The organism is Citrobacter sp. Cu096, assembly GCF_030332285.1.
In the GTDB taxonomy this organism is placed as follows: domain Bacteria; phylum Pseudomonadota; class Gammaproteobacteria; order Enterobacterales; family Enterobacteriaceae; genus Citrobacter; species Citrobacter meridianamericanus.
Genome location: NZ_JAOWID010000019.1, coordinates 47,611 through 64,603, shown reverse-complemented (window position 1 = coordinate 64,603; position 16,993 = coordinate 47,611). Strand labels below are relative to the sequence as shown.

Annotated in this window: 12 protein-coding genes; 4 read left to right on the top strand and 8 right to left on the bottom strand. The window is 53.5% G+C overall.

Translation table 11 applies throughout. The features are described from left to right. Positions 1–93: 93 nt before the first annotated feature. Both OGX99_RS04395 and greB read right to left on the bottom strand, forming a co-directional pair. Positions 94–2,427 (bottom strand): Tex family protein, encoded by a 2,334-nt coding sequence (locus OGX99_RS04395; RefSeq protein WP_252838528.1) that lies wholly within the window; start codon positions 2,425–2,427, stop codon positions 94–96. A gap of 98 nt (positions 2,428–2,525) precedes the next feature. Continuing rightward, a complete protein-coding gene (greB, locus tag OGX99_RS04390; protein ID WP_003023524.1) occupies positions 2,526–2,999 on the bottom strand; it encodes a transcription elongation factor GreB in 474 nt (157 codons plus the stop codon). Between the two features lie 225 nt (positions 3,000–3,224). Between greB and ompR the strand changes: the two genes are divergently transcribed. Further along, positions 3,225–3,944, top strand: coding sequence for an osmolarity response regulator transcription factor OmpR (ompR, locus tag OGX99_RS04385; RefSeq protein ID WP_001157751.1), 720 nt, complete (start codon positions 3,225–3,227; stop codon positions 3,942–3,944). Further along, positions 3,941–5,293 (top strand): two-component system sensor histidine kinase EnvZ, encoded by a 1,353-nt coding sequence (gene envZ / locus OGX99_RS04380; protein ID WP_151216861.1) that lies wholly within the window; start codon positions 3,941–3,943, stop codon positions 5,291–5,293. The genes ompR and envZ overlap by 4 nt, the downstream gene beginning before the upstream one ends. A 74-nt stretch (positions 5,294–5,367) precedes the next feature. Here the strand turns inward: envZ and pckA are convergent, their stop codons facing one another. After that, a complete protein-coding gene (gene pckA / locus OGX99_RS04375) occupies positions 5,368–6,990 on the bottom strand; it encodes a phosphoenolpyruvate carboxykinase (ATP) (protein WP_151216860.1) in 1,623 nt (540 codons plus the stop codon). A 378-nt stretch (positions 6,991–7,368) separates the two neighbouring features. On the opposite strand from pckA, the gene OGX99_RS04370 reads away from it, so the two are divergent. Continuing rightward, the gene (locus tag OGX99_RS04370) at positions 7,369–9,087 is read left to right on the top strand and encodes a DUF4153 domain-containing protein (RefSeq protein WP_286542791.1); all 1,719 of its coding nucleotides are present in this window, start codon (positions 7,369–7,371) and stop codon (positions 9,085–9,087) included. Positions 9,088–9,175: 88 nt separating this feature from the next. Here OGX99_RS04370 and hslO read toward each other — a convergent pair whose 3' ends face one another. From hslO to igaA, 4 genes are all read right to left on the bottom strand, one after another. Beyond that, positions 9,176–10,054, bottom strand: coding sequence for an Hsp33 family molecular chaperone HslO (gene hslO, locus OGX99_RS04365; RefSeq protein WP_151216858.1), 879 nt, complete (start codon positions 10,052–10,054; stop codon positions 9,176–9,178). A 24-nt stretch (positions 10,055–10,078) separates the two neighbouring features. Next, positions 10,079–10,480, bottom strand: a complete 402-nt coding sequence (hslR, locus tag OGX99_RS04360) for a ribosome-associated heat shock protein Hsp15 (RefSeq protein WP_151216857.1) — start codon at positions 10,478–10,480, stop codon at positions 10,079–10,081. A gap of 10 nt (positions 10,481–10,490) precedes the next feature. Continuing rightward, positions 10,491–11,159: a GMP/IMP nucleotidase gene (gene yrfG, locus OGX99_RS04355; RefSeq protein WP_286542788.1), complete on the bottom strand. Its 669-nt coding sequence runs from the start codon at positions 11,157–11,159 to the stop codon at positions 10,491–10,493. A 62-nt stretch (positions 11,160–11,221) separates the two neighbouring features. Then, positions 11,222–13,357: an intracellular growth attenuator family protein gene (gene igaA, locus OGX99_RS04350; protein WP_210904198.1), complete on the bottom strand. Its 2,136-nt coding sequence runs from the start codon at positions 13,355–13,357 to the stop codon at positions 11,222–11,224. 322 nt (positions 13,358–13,679) lie between these two features. Between igaA and nudE the strand changes: the two genes are divergently transcribed. Then, a complete protein-coding gene (gene nudE / locus OGX99_RS04345; RefSeq protein WP_016154795.1) occupies positions 13,680–14,240 on the top strand; it encodes an ADP compounds hydrolase NudE in 561 nt (186 codons plus the stop codon). Between the two features lie 87 nt (positions 14,241–14,327). Here nudE and mrcA read toward each other — a convergent pair whose 3' ends face one another. Further along, entirely contained in the window at positions 14,328–16,880 is a 2,553-nt protein-coding gene (gene mrcA / locus OGX99_RS04340) for a peptidoglycan glycosyltransferase/peptidoglycan DD-transpeptidase MrcA (RefSeq protein WP_187253794.1), read from the bottom strand. Between the last annotated feature and the right edge of the window lie 113 nt (positions 16,881–16,993).

The window sequence follows — 16,993 nt, the reverse complement described above, 5'->3', positions numbered from 1 at the left end:
TAACGAAATGATAAATATAAGGAGGGAAGAGAAAATAATATATTAAATATGCCGGACAGAGGTTTACACCGCCATCCGGCACACGATCCAAACTTAGCGTTTTTTACCCATTGCCGCCGCCAGCGCATCCATCATGGCGCTGTTGCCCGCAGGCTGTGCGTCACGACCGCGAGGTTTCGCGGCTTTGGGGGCCGAGCGATTAGCCTGAGCGCGATCGTTGTTCCCACCGCCGCGACGCGCATTGGTTTCACCCGGTTGCTCGTCCAAACGCATGGTCAGCGCGATACGCTTGCGTTGCAGGTCAACTTCCAGCACTTTCACCTTCACAATATCGCCCGCTTTCACCACGGTGTGCGGATCGTCGACGAACTTATTCGACAATGAAGAGATATGCACCAGACCGTCCTGATGAACACCAATATCAACAAACGCGCCGAAGTTGGTGACGTTGGTGACTGCCCCTTCCAGAATCATCCCCGGCAGCAGGTCATTCATGGTTTCTACGCCATCAGCAAACTGTGCGGTTTTAAATTCAGGACGCGGGTCGCGGCCCGGTTTTTCCAACTCTTTAATGATGTCGGTGACGGTCGGCACCCCGAAACGTTCATCGGTAAAATCGGCAGCTTTCAGATTGCGCAGTTCGTTGCTATTGCCCATCAGGTCACGCAACGATTGCTCGGTGGCGGCCAGAATTCGTTCCACAATCGGGTAGGCTTCCGGGTGAACGGTGGAGGCATCCAGTGGGTTATCGCCATGATTGATACGCAGGAAGCCCGCGCATTGTTCAAAGGCTTTAGGCCCCAGACGGCTGACTTTCAGCAACTGCTGACGGTTCTGGAACTGACCGTTCTCATCGCGCCAGGCGACGATGTTTTGCGCCATCATGCGCGTCAGACCGGCAACGCGGGTTAACAACGGTACGGAGGCGGTATTGAGATCGACGCCGACGGCGTTCACGCAGTCTTCCACCACCGCATCCAGCTTACGTGCCAGCTGCGTCTGGCTAACGTCGTGCTGATATTGGCCCACGCCGATCGATTTAGGATCGATTTTCACCAACTCTGCAAGTGGATCCTGCAGACGACGGGCGATGGACACCGCGCCACGCAATGAAACGTCGAGATCCGGGAACTCCTGCGCCGCCAGCTCGGAAGCTGAGTAAACCGATGCCCCGGCTTCGCTGACGATCACTTTCTGCGCGGTGACTTTCGGGAACTGTTTCTGCACGTCGAGGAAGAAACGCTCGGTTTCGCGTGACGCCGTGCCGTTACCAATCGCTACCAGCTCAACGTGGTATTTTTCGCACAGCGTCGCCACCGCAACGGCAGCTTTGGCGGCCTGACCGGTGTGTGGATAAATGGTGTCGGTCGCGACCAGCTTGCCGGTGCCGTCAACAACTGCCACCTTCACGCCGGTACGCAGGCCGGGATCGAGTCCCATGGTGGCACGCAGACCCGCAGGCGCGGCCATCAGCAGATCGTGCAGGTTACGGGCGAAGACGTTAATAGCTTCGTCTTCGGCGCGCTCACGCACGGTGCCCATCAGCTCGGTTTCGAGGTGCATCAGCACCTTAATACGCCAGGTCCAACTGACCACGCCTTTACGCCAGCTGTCGGCAGGTGCGTTGTTCAGGCGTAATCCCAGGTGGTCCTGGATAATCTGTTCGCCGTGGCTTTCTTTTGGCGGCTCATCGAATTGCGGATCGGCATTCAGCGAAAGCTGTAGCACACCTTCGTTACGGCCACGGAACATGGCCAGCGCACGGTGGGATGGCACGGTAGAGATCGGTTCGTGATGATCGAAGTAGTCGCGGAACTTCGCGCCTTCCTCTTCTTTGCCGCTTACCACAGTGGAGACCAGATGGGCGTTTTTCCACAAGTAATCACGTACTTTCGCCAGCAGTGCAGCGTCTTCAGCGAAGCGTTCCATCAGAATATAGCGTGCGCCGTCGAGGGCGGCTTTGGTATCCGCCACGCCGTTTTCGGCGTTGAGATACTTTGCGGCTTCGGTTTCCGGGTCGTGGGACGGTTCGTTCCACAGCAGGTCAGCCAGCGGCTCAAGGCCTGCTTCAATGGCGATTTGCCCACGGGTGCGACGCTTAGGTTTGTACGGCAGATAGAGATCTTCGAGTTCGGTCTTACTTAACGTGCCGTTGATCGCTTTCGCCAGATCGTCGGTCAGTTTGCCTTGCTCGCCGATAGATTTCAGGATTGCCTGACGGCGGTCTTCCAGTTCACGCAGATATCCCAGACGGGTTTCCAGATTACGCAGTTGCGTATCATCCAGACCGCCGGTGATTTCCTTACGATAACGTGCGATAAACGGCACGGTGTTCCCTTCGTCAAGCAGGCGAACGGCAGCTTCTACCTGTTCAGCACGAGCCTGAATTTCACCTGCGATAATGCGGCAGAAAGAATCATTCATCATGGATAGCTTCGTCTATAGGATAAAAAATCAGGGGATAGTTATACGGATTGACTGGCAAAAATGCCAGTCATCTACCGGGGCTTCGGATTGTTCCGGTCTCACTTAACGTATTCAATCTCGTTCACGTACCAGCTGGCTTCTCCGCCTGGAGTGTTTACCACAGCAAGATCGCCGACCTCTTTTTTCAGCAGCGCCCGCGCCATTGGCGAGTCGATAGAGATGTAATCTTTCCGGCCGAAGATCTCGTCGTAACCGACAATGCGGAATTTGCGGATGTCGCCATCGTCATTTTCAATCTCAACCCATGCGCCAAAGAAGACTTTACCCTCCTGCTGTGGGGAGTAATCGACGATTTTCAGATTCTCCATGCACTTCGTCAAATATCGGACGCGGCGATCGATCTCACGCAGGCGCTTTTTATTATACTGGTAGTCGGCATTTTCGCTGCGGTCACCCAGACTTGCAGCCCAGGTAACCTTTTTGGTGACTTCCGGGCGCTCTTCACGCCAGAGATAATTCAGCTCTTGTTTGAGTTTTTCATACCCTTCACGGGTTATCAGGGGCGTTTTCATCTTATTGTTTTACCTTCGACTCTGTGATGATGCGCACAATTAGTATTACGTGAGCATATCAACAGAATAAATAATGTATTGCGAGAAACATTGTATACTTAAGCTGCTGTTTAATATGCTTTGTAACAATTTAGCCTGGAATTAATACCAGAATTCGCTGGTGACTCACGTGAGCTTTCTTAAGAATATACACTTAATTGTTGCGAACCTTTGGGAGTAATAACAATGCAAGAGAACTATAAGATTCTGGTGGTCGATGACGACATGCGCTTACGTGCGCTTCTGGAGCGTTATCTGACCGAGCAGGGCTTCCAGGTTCGAAGCGTCGCAAACGCTGAGCAGATGGATCGTCTGCTGACCCGTGAGTCTTTCCACCTGATGGTGCTGGATTTAATGCTGCCGGGAGAAGATGGCCTGTCTATTTGCCGTCGCCTGCGCAGCCAAAGCAACCCGATGCCGATCATTATGGTTACGGCGAAGGGCGAAGAAGTGGACCGTATTGTAGGACTGGAAATCGGCGCTGACGATTACATTCCGAAACCGTTTAACCCGCGTGAACTGCTGGCGCGTATTCGCGCTGTACTGCGTCGTCAGGCGAACGAACTGCCGGGAGCGCCTTCCCAGGAAGAAGCGGTTATTGCGTTTGGTAAGTTCAAACTGAACCTCGGTACGCGTGAAATGTTCCGTGAAGATGAGCCTATGCCGCTCACCAGCGGTGAGTTTGCGGTGCTGAAAGCACTGGTCAGCCATCCGCGTGAGCCGCTGTCCCGCGACAAGTTAATGAACCTGGCCCGAGGTCGTGAATACTCGGCGATGGAGCGTTCCATCGACGTCCAGATTTCTCGTCTGCGTCGAATGGTGGAAGAAGATCCGGCGCATCCGCGCTATATTCAGACCGTATGGGGTCTGGGCTACGTCTTTGTTCCGGACGGTTCTAAAGCATGAGGCGAATGCGCTTCTCGCCACGAAGTTCATTTGCCCGCACGTTATTGCTTATCGTCACCTTGCTGTTTGCCAGCCTGGTGACGACCTACCTGGTAGTGCTGAACTTCGCGATTCTGCCGAGCCTTCAGCAGTTTAATAAGGTCCTGGCCTACGAAGTTCGTATGCTGATGACCGATAAACTACAGCTGGAGGACGGTACGCAACTGGTGGTGCCGCCCGCATTCCGCCGGGAAATTTATCGTGAGCTGGGTATTTCCCTCTATTCCAACGAGGCCGCTGAAGAAGCCGGGCTGCGTTGGGCGCAACACTATGAATTCTTAAGCCATCAGATGGCGCAGCAATTGGGTGGCCCGACGGAAGTGCGCGTTGAAGTAAACAAAAGCTCGCCTGTCGTGTGGCTGAAAACCTGGCTGTCGCCCAATATCTGGGTTCGCGTACCGCTTACGGAAATCCATCAGGGTGATTTCTCACCACTATTCCGCTATACGCTGGCGATTATGCTGCTGGCTATTGGCGGGGCGTGGCTGTTCATTCGTATTCAGAACCGACCGTTGGTGGATCTTGAACATGCTGCGCTGCAGGTGGGAAAAGGTATCATTCCACCGCCGTTGCGCGAGTATGGCGCCTCAGAGGTGCGCTCCGTAACCCGAGCCTTTAACCATATGGCCGCAGGTGTGAAGCAACTGGCCGATGACCGTACGCTGTTAATGGCGGGTGTGAGCCACGATTTACGTACTCCGCTGACGCGTATTCGTCTGGCGACGGAGATGATGGGCGAAGAGGACGGTTATCTCGCGGAGTCCATCAATAAGGACATTGAAGAGTGTAACGCCATTATCGAGCAGTTTATCGATTACCTGCGCACCGGTCAGGAGATGCCGATGGAGATGGCGGATCTGAACTCGGTGTTAGGCGAAGTGGTCGCGGCGGAAAGCGGTTATGAACGTGAAATCGAAACGGCGCTGCAGCCGGGCAGCATTCAGGTGAAAATGCACCCGCTGTCGATCAAGCGTGCGGTTGCCAATATGGTGGTTAACGCCGCCCGCTACGGCAACGGCTGGATTAAGGTCAGTAGCGGTACGGAGACGCATCGCGCCTGGTTCCAGGTGGAAGATGATGGCCCGGGCATCAAGCCGGAGCAGCGTAAACATCTGTTCCAGCCATTTGTCCGTGGTGACAGTGCGCGTAGTACCAGCGGCACGGGGCTGGGTCTGGCGATTGTGCAACGTATTGTCGATAACCATAATGGCATGCTGGAGATTGGCACCAGTGAACGGGGCGGGTTGTCAATTCGCGCCTGGCTTCCGGTTCCTTTCACTCGCGCGCAGGGTATCTCGAAAGACGTATAAGAAAGGGAGGCGAAATGCCTCCCTTTTTGTTGCGGTAGGCCGGATATGTGGCAACCGCCATCCGGCACTTTTTGTTACAGCTTCGGTCCGGCGCTAACCAGTGCTTCACCCGCAGGGGTGTCGGTGTATTTCTCGAAGTTTTCGATAAAAAGTTTCGCCAGCGCGTTGGCTTTTTCTTGCCATTGTTCCGGAGACGCGTAGGTATTACGCGGATCGAGAATGCGCGTATCCACGCCAGGCAGCTCGGTCGGGATAGCGAGGTCAAACATCGGCAGACGGAACGTTTCCGCATCATCCAGCGAGCCGTTCAGAATGGCATCGATAATCGCGCGAGTATCTTTGATAGAGATACGCTTACCAGTACCGTTCCAGCCAGTGTTAACCAGATATGCCTGCGCACCTGCCGCTTGCATGCGTTTTACCAGTACTTCTGCGTACTGTGTTGGGTGCAGCGACAGGAAAGCTGCGCCAAAGCAGGCGGAGAAGGTTGGGGTGGGTTCGGTGACGCCACGTTCGGTACCGGCCAGTTTGGCGGTGAAGCCAGACAGGAAGTGGTACTGGGTTTGGTCCGCCGTCAGGCGAGAAACCGGTGGCAGTACGCCAAACGCATCGGCGGTCAGAAAGATTACTTTAGTGGCATGACCCGCTTTTGAGACCGGCTTAACGATATTATCGATGTGATAAATCGGGTAGGACACACGGGTGTTTTCGGTCTTGGAACCGTCGTCGAAGTCGATGGAACCATCTTCTCGCACGGTGACGTTTTCCAGTAGTGCGTCACGACGGATCGCGTTGTAAATTTCCGGCTCGGCGTCTTTAGACAGCTTGATGGTCTTCGCGTAGCAACCGCCTTCAAAGTTAAACACGCCGTCGTCATCCCAGCCGTGTTCGTCATCGCCAATCAGGCGGCGTTTCGGGTCGGTGGACAGTGTGGTTTTACCGGTGCCGGACAGGCCAAAGAAGACCGCCACATCACCTTTTTCCCCGACGTTTGCCGAGCAGTGCATGGAGGCAATGCCTTGCAGCGGCAGCAGGTAGTTCATTACGGAGAACATCCCTTTCTTCATTTCGCCGCCGTACCAGGTGCCGCCAATCAGCTGAATACGCTCAGTCAGGTTGAAAGCCACGAAGTTTTCAGAGTTCAGACCCTGCTCTTTCCATTGTGGGTTGGTGCACTTAGCGCCGTTCATCACGATGAAATCCGGTTTGAAATCAACCAGCTCTTCGTCGCTTGGGCGGATGAACATGTTTTTGACAAAATGCGCCTGCCAGGCCACTTCGGTAATGAAGCGTACGGAAAGACGGGTATCGGCGTTAGCGCCGCAGAATGCATCAATGATAAACAGGCGCTTGCCGGAAAGTTGCTGGGTGACTAATCCTTTCAGATGCTGCCAGGTTTCCGGGGAGAGCGGTTTGTTGTCGTTCTTACCTTTACCTTTGTCGGACCACCAGAGCGTGTCGCGCGTAGTGTCGTCACGGACAATGTACTTATCCTTTGGCGAACGTCCGGTAAAGATACCGGTATCAACGGCAACGGCGCCCAGGTTCGTTAACACGCCACGCTCATAACCTTGCAGGGAAGGATCGAGTTCCTCCTGGAAAAGCGTGTCGTAGTCTGGATTGTAAACGATATCCTGAACGTCATTGATACCATAAGCCTTGAGATCTTGCGGGGTTAAACTGTTGTTCACACGCATTTCACTGCTCCTTAGCCAATATGTATTACCTGGAATAGTAAGGTTTTTTAGGGATTGCTAACCGCGACAAGGCTCATAGATTTACGCATCCGGGAAAATCACGGGTAACCGAATACGCTGCGACTCCTGTCACAAAGAGGCGGATATTATGGCAGGAAACCCTTTTTTGTTGTGGAAAATGTTCTTAAAACGTTAATGAAGAGTGTTTTTGGCGGGAATCTTGTGAGTGTAATCGCATTCACGTAAGAAAATAACGTAACTCATACATAAACAATATCGATTCACTTCCCGTCGTTTTAGTCTGAAATTAGCCTGCCAATGCTCAAAATTGTGAAGTTGATGCGATAATTACCTTTTCTCTTCATTCTGGATGACGACATGGATAGTGTTGAACTTTCACGTACCACTCGCTGGGGCATGATATCAATTGGCCTGTTACAGGGAATGTTGTGCTACCTGCTGATAACCTATCTGGCGCCGCATAACGACGGCTGGTTGTTTTGTGGCATGCCCGCGACGATTGCTTTCTCCTCGGCGCTTTTACTCACCGTTGTCTCGTTCAAACAACGTGCGCTGTGGTACTGGATGGCGTTGATTTTTGTGGCGGTGCTGGCGATGAGCGTCTGGCTGAAGTGGCAAGTTGAGGGTGGAGATAAGTGGCGGCAGCAGGAAACCTTTTTTCTCTACGGCTGGCGCTTGTTGTTGATGGCAATGCTGGCGTTGCCGTGGATTCAGTACTCGCTTCGCGCGTCCCGCCAGCAGACGCGCTATGCGCAATTTTATACGCAATTGTGGCTTAACGCGTTGACGCTGCTGATTGTGTTCATTTCCAACGGGTTGTTCTGGATGGTGCTCCTGCTGTGGAGCGAGATGTTTAAACTCGTCGGCATTACCTTTTTTGAAACGCTTTTTTTTGATACCGACTGGTTTGCCTACATCGTATTAGGCCTGATTACCGCGTTGGCGGTCGTACTGGCGCGTACGCAGTCGCGTCTGGTTGCGGCGGTACAAAAGCTGCTGACGTTAATCGCCACGGGTTTGCTACCTCTGATAGCGCTACTCGCGCTGATGTTTATGCTGACTTTGCCTTTCACCGGGCTGGAGGCTATTTCGCAGCGGGTTTCAGCGGCGGGGCTGATGTCAACGCTGACGTTTAGCCTGCTGCTGCTCATGGCCATGGTGCGCGAGCCACAAAAGGAAGCTCTACCTTATCCTGGCGCGTTACGCTATCTCATCAAATGTGCTCTGGCTGTCGCACCTATCTATACGCTGATTGCCGGCTGGTCACTGTGGGTGCGAATTCAGCAGTACGGTTGGACCCCTGAGCGTCTGCATGGCGTATTGGTGGTCTGCGTACTGTTGGTCTGGTCGTTTGGCTATCTGGTGAGCATTTTACGCCGGGGACGCAACCCACTTGAGATTCAGGGAAAGGTCATTCTCGGCGTTTCGTTACTGGCATTAGGGTTACTGGTTCTGCTCACGTCGCCAGTGATTGATGCCTGGCGCATTAGCGTCAACAGCCATATGGAGCGCTACTACAGCGGGAAAATCAAAGCAGATCAGGTTAGCCTGTATATGTTGAATCGCAGCGGGAAGCCGGGGCGTGCGGCGCTGGAAGCGTTACAAAAAGATGAGGCATTCAATAAGGATAGCAAGCGTAAACGTGACTTAAACGCCATTCTTCAGGAGGATCGCGATCCTATTCAGAACCTGACTACCACTCAGTTAGCGCCGAAAGTCATGATCGCACCGGGGAGCAAGAAACCCGATGATACCTTCTGGACGTTTATCAAAGGACAACGCTATCGTATTACTTCCTGCGTTGAACAGGACGCATGCGTGCTGGTCGATCAGGACCTCAATGCGGATGGTCAACCTGAGCAGGTGCTGTATGCCTTTGGCGATGGCGAAACACTGGTCTTCGGCAGGAAGGAGGATAAATGGGTTCTCATCGCGTCCGCTCAGCTACCAGAAGGGTTCAATAAAGATAAATTGCTCAAGGCGGTGGCGAATCATCAACTGGATTCAGCTCCCAGAGTCTGGCGGGATATCACTATTGATGGCACCCGGTTACCGATGAATTATTACAACGAGTGAGCTTGTTGCGGATAGGTTTTTTTGCCGGGTGGCGAGGCGTACGTCTTATCCGGCCTACAACCGTTTACCTGTAGGCCGGATAAGAAGATTAATGTACCTGCGGGTCTGCCGGGGAGGCGTTGCTGCGGATCTCAGCAATGTCCATGGCGTTAAACAGATAGTGGCTACCGCAGTAATCGCAGTGCATATCAATCTCGCCTTCTTCCGCCAGAATGCTGTCTACTTCTTCGTCCGGTAGCGTTTTCAGTGCGCCAGCGCAGCGTTCGCGTGAGCAGGTGCATTTGAACTCAACGTCCTGCGGATCGTAGAGGGTAACCTCTTCTTCGTGGTACAAGCGCCACAGCACTTCGTTGGCCGGCAGTGTCAACAGCTCTTCAGTTTTGATGGTTTCGGTCAGGGCGGTCAGGTGATCGAAATCATCGGTCTGTGCGTTTTGCGCCGGCATGACCTGCAGCAGCATTCCGCCAGCCGCGGGTTTGCCATCGACGTCGCCAGTGCGGATAAACAGACGCGTTGGCAGCTGTTCAGAACGCATGAAGTAGTCTTCCAGGCAGGCAGCCAGCGTGTCACCTTCCAGACCGACCACGCCCTGATAGCGCTCGCCTTCTTCCGGGGTTATGGTGATCACCAGGTAGCCATTACCCACCAGCGTTTTCAGATCTGCGTCTTCAGGGATATCGCCCTGCATGCGGGCCACGCCGCGCATTTGTTGGTTGTTGTTGCCGTTAATGACGGCCAGGCTCAGCGGACCGTCGCCCTGCAGCTGTACAGTGATATCACCAGCAAACTTCAGCGTGGCGGTAAGCAGGCTGGTGGCGACCAGCAGCTCGGCCAGCACGTTTTTGACTGGCTGCGGATAAGTATGGTTTTCGAGGATCTGTTGCAGGGTTTCCGAAACGGTCACCAGCTCGCCGCGCACGGCAAAGTTTTCAAACAGATAACGATGTAATTGGTCATGTTGCGGCATAATCATCTCTCTTGCAGGTGACAGTCACTCGCTGTCGCCATGTTTAAATCGTAACAGGTCGCGGCGCTCTTTCTTGTCCGGTCGCCTGTCCGGGTGCGGCATGGTTAACGCGTTAAGTTTACGCGCCAGTGCCACTTTTTCGCGTTTTTCCACGCTTTCCGCGGTTTCTTCATACAGCGTAACGGCTTCCGTGGCCGGGCGACGCTGCTCGGTAATAGCCTTGATAATGACCGTTCGTTCGTCATTTCCCTGGCGCAGGGTGAGGGTGGCGTTCAGCTCGACAATCTTGCTCGGCTTGCTGCGTTGGCCGTTGTAATGCACCTTACCGCCTTCAACCATTTCGCGGGCTAGCGCACGCGTTTTGTAAAAGCGAGCAGCCCACAGCCATTTATCCAGCCTGACTTCAACAGGGGGCTTTTCTTTCATGGCGTCTCCTTCACATCAGTGAGGGGATCAGTCGGCGGTAGTCATTCAGTGACGGGTGGCGTGCATACTGTTTTTCCGCAATGCCAGAATCGGGATTGGTTACGCCGAGGCAGTAACGAATACCGTACAGAGCAGCGGCATCGAGAATGGGTTCGCTGTCGTCAATAAACAGCGTCTTCTCTGCACTCATTCCCGTTTCTTCAGCCACAGCGTGCCATAACCGCTGATCCTCTTTGGGATAACCAAATGTGTGGGTGGAAAGTAATAAATCAAGGTGTGAGGCCAGACTGGTGTGCTCCAGCTTCACCGCCAGGTTATGCGGATGCGCGTTGGTGAGCAAAATACGACGCTTGCCGCTGGCTTTTAAGGCATCAAGAAACGGTACGGTATCTTCACGTAAAACGGCGCGTGGTCCCTGTTCCGTTGTCATCGCGCAAATATCCAGATCCAGGCATTCGCTCCAGTAATCCAGGCAATACCAGTTCAGCGTATGCTGCACGGCGTGATACTGCTGACGAATATAGGCCTGGGCTTCCTGGGGAGAGATACCCTGCTTCGCGCCATAGGTTTCAGGCACCAGTTTTTGCCAGAAATAGTTATCGAATGCCAGGTCGAGCAACGTGCCGTCCATATCTAACAACACGGTGTCGACATCCTGCCAGGCAATATTGATCTGCATGGAAACTCCCCAGAAGAAAACATGATGCGCGACAGAGTAGCATATCCTGTCGCGCGAGCGTGTTATCGAATCAGGCTTTCCGTGTCGTCAATCAGCGTAGGATTCAGGCAGCTTTCGTAGTAGCTCTGAATTTCCGCGATGCGGGTGCGATGACGCTGGTAGCGTCTGAATGCCTGTATGCTGTTGTAGATAGCGCATCCGAGCATCGAGAACATCAGCAGCGTTGTGCCAAGGTAGCGCCATAATCCTGAACGGTCCGGGATACGGTGAAGGCCAATGTGCTGGGTTCCATTGGCGTCGGTCGAAATATTGGTGACGATCCCCTCCGCACGAAACGGCGTCTGCATCAGCATCTGCGCCAGTCGCTGGAAGGCGTTCCACTGTTCCTGTGGGGGATAGTCATATAGCGAAGTCGTCGGCCACGGTTGATCGACCAGATCGCTGCCTTCGTCGCTGATAATCAGGAAACCGCCGGGCGCAGGGCTATTCAGCGCCTGGGCCGCTCGCGCTGTCTCGCGAGAAATAAACGGTGCCGTAGAGGTATTCACCAGATTATCCAACGACTCCGCGCTTACCGGACGCAGCAGCACGTTCACGCCATCCAGTTTACCTGCGTTCGCCCGTTTCACCAGCGCCGCCCAGTCTTTACTGTTACCCAGGTTCACCAGCGCATTTTTTAATCGTACACATTCATCTTTGGCCGCGCAAAGATCGGCCGTTTTCAGGACTATCTCGCCAAAGTCGTCCAGTAACACCATGCCGGATTTTTGGATTGCAGAGCGTAACGATGCGCTAACACGAGAGTCATCATCCGCTTTGGGATGCAGTTGTCGGTTCACGGCCTGTGTCAGCGCGATGGCTTTATTCACCAGCTCGGATTCGGGCAGCGGCAATGCGCGCGCGTCATTCCAGATAATTTGCGTGCAATCGAAAGGCATAAACGGTGTGGAAGGCTGAGCATTCCAGCTCCCCTGGGTATGAATGTTACACATACCCGTCCCGCTCAGTTGCAGCGTGTCACCCACACGAACGCCTGCGTTTTCAAGTTGTTTAACGCTGGTGGCTTCGATAGTTTGCGCCCCCTTCATCCAGGAAAGCGTAAGCTTTATCGGCATATCCAGCGGGATCCAAACAAGCAGCATCAGCAGTACCAGCAACGAGCCGCCTGCGATGACGGCATTGCGTAACCAGTGCTGTAACGGGAAGTTTTTGACTTCGTCATGCAGGGATAAAAAGCGTCCCTGGCGGACAACGTGGCGATCGAGATAAATATCGATATCTGTTTGCTGGCCGAGATCCTGCGCAATGTAAGGCTGCCAGTGACGTGGATAAATCAGATCAATAATGCCCAACGAGATATTATTAATTTGCTCCTGATCGTTTTCGCCAAACAGCCCCCAGCGACGCGGAGTCCCGCGCAGACAATGAATTTCCCGCAGGGCGGTTTTCGACGGCGGGGCGAAAAGCCCCCACAGACCCGCAGCCAGCAGCAGCACGGCGCCACCGACCGTCCACGGAACAAACGTATCCGGGATTATCAAACAGAAGAAGAACAACAGGAATGATGCGGCAATTAACAACGCTTCGCGCAGTCCAGACGGACGACTGAGCGCATATTCTTCATGAGTTTCCTGGCGAATATTCAGCAGTTCAATCTGCTCGCTTTCTTCACCACGAATGGACGCTTGGGTAGAGGCGGTGTGCTGTAGCGCATAGCCACGCGCTTCCTGCATATATTCCTGCAGCGTATGGCCGTTCAGAGAGATAACCAGCGGTATCGTATTGGTGTGGATTAGCTCAACGCTGTTTTCGTCATTGATGTATTGTTCCCAGAAGGGGGGAAGATGTACCTCAACGGAATCAAGATAGTAACGCCATTTGTTAGGATCGTCGGTGGTAATGCCGTAACGTGTAATCGCGTGCGTAAGCACGATGACGCTATTACTTTGGGCATTCAGCGTTAGCGATACTGGCGCGGAGCTGGCACCCGTTGGGCCGGGTACCTGCTGAATTTGACTAAGGCTTTCGAGATAATTTTCGACTGCACTGCGCTCTTCTGGCGTAAGTTTACGTTCTGAGGCGTCTGAGAAGACGTTGCTCAAAGGAAAATTTTTCCGCCTGGTTTTTGTTCTGAGTAGCCATCCTGCAAGCAATGAGCAGGCCAGCAAAGCAGCTAAAAAAATCAGAATGGTGCTCATGCTTTCCCCATCTTACTTAGTCTGTCAGGCGTGGTCAGTCGCACCCTGTTCAATATTCGTGATTCTGTGGTTGGCTATCGGCAAGTGTGGAGTCGAACTTGAGCATCTTTAAGTACAGCCCAGTAAATGCGAATCATAGCAAAATCACTAAAAATGGAATATCAGCAAATTCCTGGAGTTATTTCAACCTATTGACTTTTAATTTGAAATAAGGATTAACTTTTAGTACGTTACATAAATGTAAATAAACGGCAATTCACATTGCCGAAACCTTGCGGCATGTCGCACAATAACCCCAGATTTCACAGCAAAGATCCTCACAATGAGCAAATCATTACAGAAACCCACGATTTTAAAAGTGGAAACCGTCGCCCAATCCCGGCTGTTTAAAGTCGAAAGCGTGGACCTTGAGTTCAGCAATGGCGTCCGCCGCGTTTATGAACGTATGCGCCCTTCCACGCGTGAAGCGGTAATGATTGTGCCGATTGTGGACGATCACCTGATCCTCATCCGTGAATACGCGGTTGGCACCGAATCTTATGAACTGGGTTTTTCTAAGGGGTTAATTGACCCTGGCGAAAGCGTCTATGAAGCGGCAAATCGGGAACTAAAAGAAGAAGTAGGGTTTGGCGCAAAAGATCTGACGTTTTTGAAGAAACTCAGCATGGCGCCGTCCTATTTCTCCAGCAAGATGAACATTGTGGTGGCAGAGGACTTATATCCTGAATCACTGGAGGGCGATGAGCCTGAGCCATTACCGCAAGTGCGCTGGCCGCTGGCGCATTTGATGGATCTGCTGGAAGATCCTGATTTTCACGAAGCGCGTAATGTGAGTGCGCTGTTCCTCGTGCGCGAATGGCTGAAAGGGCAGGGGCGGCTTTAATTGCGATTGCCGGAACTCGGCTAACGCCTGCTCCGGCCTACAGCGAGTAAGTGAATAATAAAAAAGGCGCCTAAGCGCCTTTTTTGATCAGAACAGTTCGTGCGTCTCACCATTATCGATAATGGTCGTCCCCACCTCATGCACTGCCTGCTGCGTCGGCTGAGTGCCTTCAATGAAATACTCTGCGCGGCTGTTACCACCGCTTGCCAGTTGACCGGTGCTGCGATCGATATTGACCGTCACGATGCCCGGAGGCGGCGTCAGCGGCTGCTCAGGCACACCTTCCAGCACGGACTTCATGTAGGCATCCCATGCAGGCTGCGCACTCTTCGCGCCGCCTTCGTAACCGGAGATTTGGTCTTTGATCGCCCCGGAGGCCGTTGTGTGACCAAGGTTGCGGCGATGGTCGTCAAATCCGATCCAGACCGATGTCACCACCCCCGGCCCGTAGCCGGAGAACCACGCATCTTTAGAGCTGTTGGTGGTCCCGGTTTTCCCGCCGATATCATGGCGCTGTAGATCGCGACCTGCACGCCAACCGGTTCCCATCCAGCCTGGCTCACCAAAGATATTGGTGTTCAGCGCGCTTTTAATCAGGAAGGCCAGCGGCGTGTTGATCACGTGAGGCGCGTACTCCTGCGTTCCGCTTTGCGCAACCAGCGCCTGGTTAGCTTGCTCAAGCTGCGGCATTGGTACAGCGGCATTCTGCTGTTCCTGCGAGACGGCGACATCTTCTACGTTATTGTTTTCCAAAACGTTAGATTTCTGGGTGTCACCATAAATCACTGGAATATCACATTCCGGGCAGGCAATTTTTGGCTTCGCCTCGAAGATCACGCCGCCCATATCGCTTTCGATCTTGCTGATGAAATACGGATCGACCAGGAAGCCGCCGTTAGACATCACCGCGTAACCGCGCGCCACCTGTAATGGCGTGAACGAGGCAGAACCCAGCGCGAGCGACTCAGTGTGCACAATGTTCTGCGCCGGGAAGCCGAAACGTTGCAGATACTCTGCCGCGTAATCCACGCCCATTGCGCGCATGGCGCGTACCATCACCACGTTTTTCGACTGGCCCAGACCCTGACGTAAGCGGATAGGACCAGCATACTGCGGCGGTGAGTTCTTCGGCTGCCAGTCAGAACCGGCACCAGCATCCCAGCGGGAGATCGGCACGTCATTGAGCATGCTCGCCAGCGTCAGACCTTTATCCATCGCGGCGGTATACAGGAAAGGTTTGATGTTAGAACCTACCTGGCGTAACGCCTGGGTGGCACGGTTAAACTTGCTTTGGTTGAAGTCAAAACCACCAACCAGTGCCAGCACCGCGCCGTTTTGCGGATTGATGGAGACCAGTGCGGAGTTGACATCCGGCACTTGCGCCAGCCACCAGGCATTGCCAACCTGGCGTACCCAGATTTGCTGCCCGGTTTGTACCACATCGGTCACTTTACGCGGCGTTGGGCCTTGCTGGGTATCCGAGCGGTAAGGACGCGCCCAACGCATGCCATCCATCCGTAATGACACTGACGTACCATCCGCTAGCGCGGCAATGGCTTCCTGCGGATTGGCGCTGGTAACAACCGCCGGTAATAGCGGTCCATAAGTCGGCAGCGCTTTCAGCGTATCGGTGATTTTTTTACTGTCCCAACTGCTTTCGCCCACTTTCCACAGCACGTTCGACGGGCCGCGGTAGCCGTGACGCATGTCATAATCCATCACGTTGTTACGTACTGCCTGCTGAGCTGCCTGCTGTACTTTACGCGTAATGGTGGTGGTAATGCGATACCCGTCTTCATAGGCTTTCTCGCCATAACGGTTATACATCTCCTGGCGCACCATCTCAGACAAATACGGTGCAGAGAAAGCGATTTCCGGCGCGTGATAGTTGGCGTCAATCGCTTCATTACGCGCCTGGTCGTACTGGGCCTGCGTGATGTAGTTTTCGCTCAACATGCGCGACAGCACGACGTTACGTCGCGCGGTTGCCCGGTCCATCGAATAGAGTGGGTTGAAGGTTGACGGCGCTTTTGGCAGACCGGCAATCACTGCAATTTCACTTAAGCTAAGCTGATCAACGGTCTTACCGAAATAGACCTGCGCGGCAGCACCCACGCCATAGGCGCGATACCCCAGGTAAATCTTGTTCAGATACAGCTCGAGGATCTCATCTTTACTCAGCAGTTGTTCAATGCGGATCGCCAGGAACACCTCTTTGATCTTACGCATCAGCGTACGTTCTGGGCTGAGGAAGAAGTTTCTCGCCAACTGTTGGGTAATGGTGCTCGCCCCTTGCGACGCGTGCCCAGAGAACAACGCGACACTGGCCGCACGGAAGATCCCCACCGGGTCTACCCCATGGTGATCATAAAAACGGCTGTCTTCTGTGGCGATAAAGGCTTTAACCATTACTGGCGGCATCTGATCCAGCGTGACCGGGATTCGACGTTTCTCGCCATATTGCGCGATCAGCTCGCCGTCAGCGCTGTAAACCTGCATCGGGATCTGTAAACGCACGTCTTTGAGCGTCGCGACGTCAGGTAATTGCGGCTCAATATAGCGATAAAGGCCATAAATCGAGCCTGCTCCCAGCAGGATGCAACATACTGCAAGGATTAATAAATACTTTACGAACTTCACTGGAGATTTCCCATTTAGTGGCATTTGGGCAGTTTATAAACAAACGCGCGGTAGTATAAAGGCAAGCCAGACGCATTGATATACCCGTTAAAGCAACGGGTGATACGGAGATC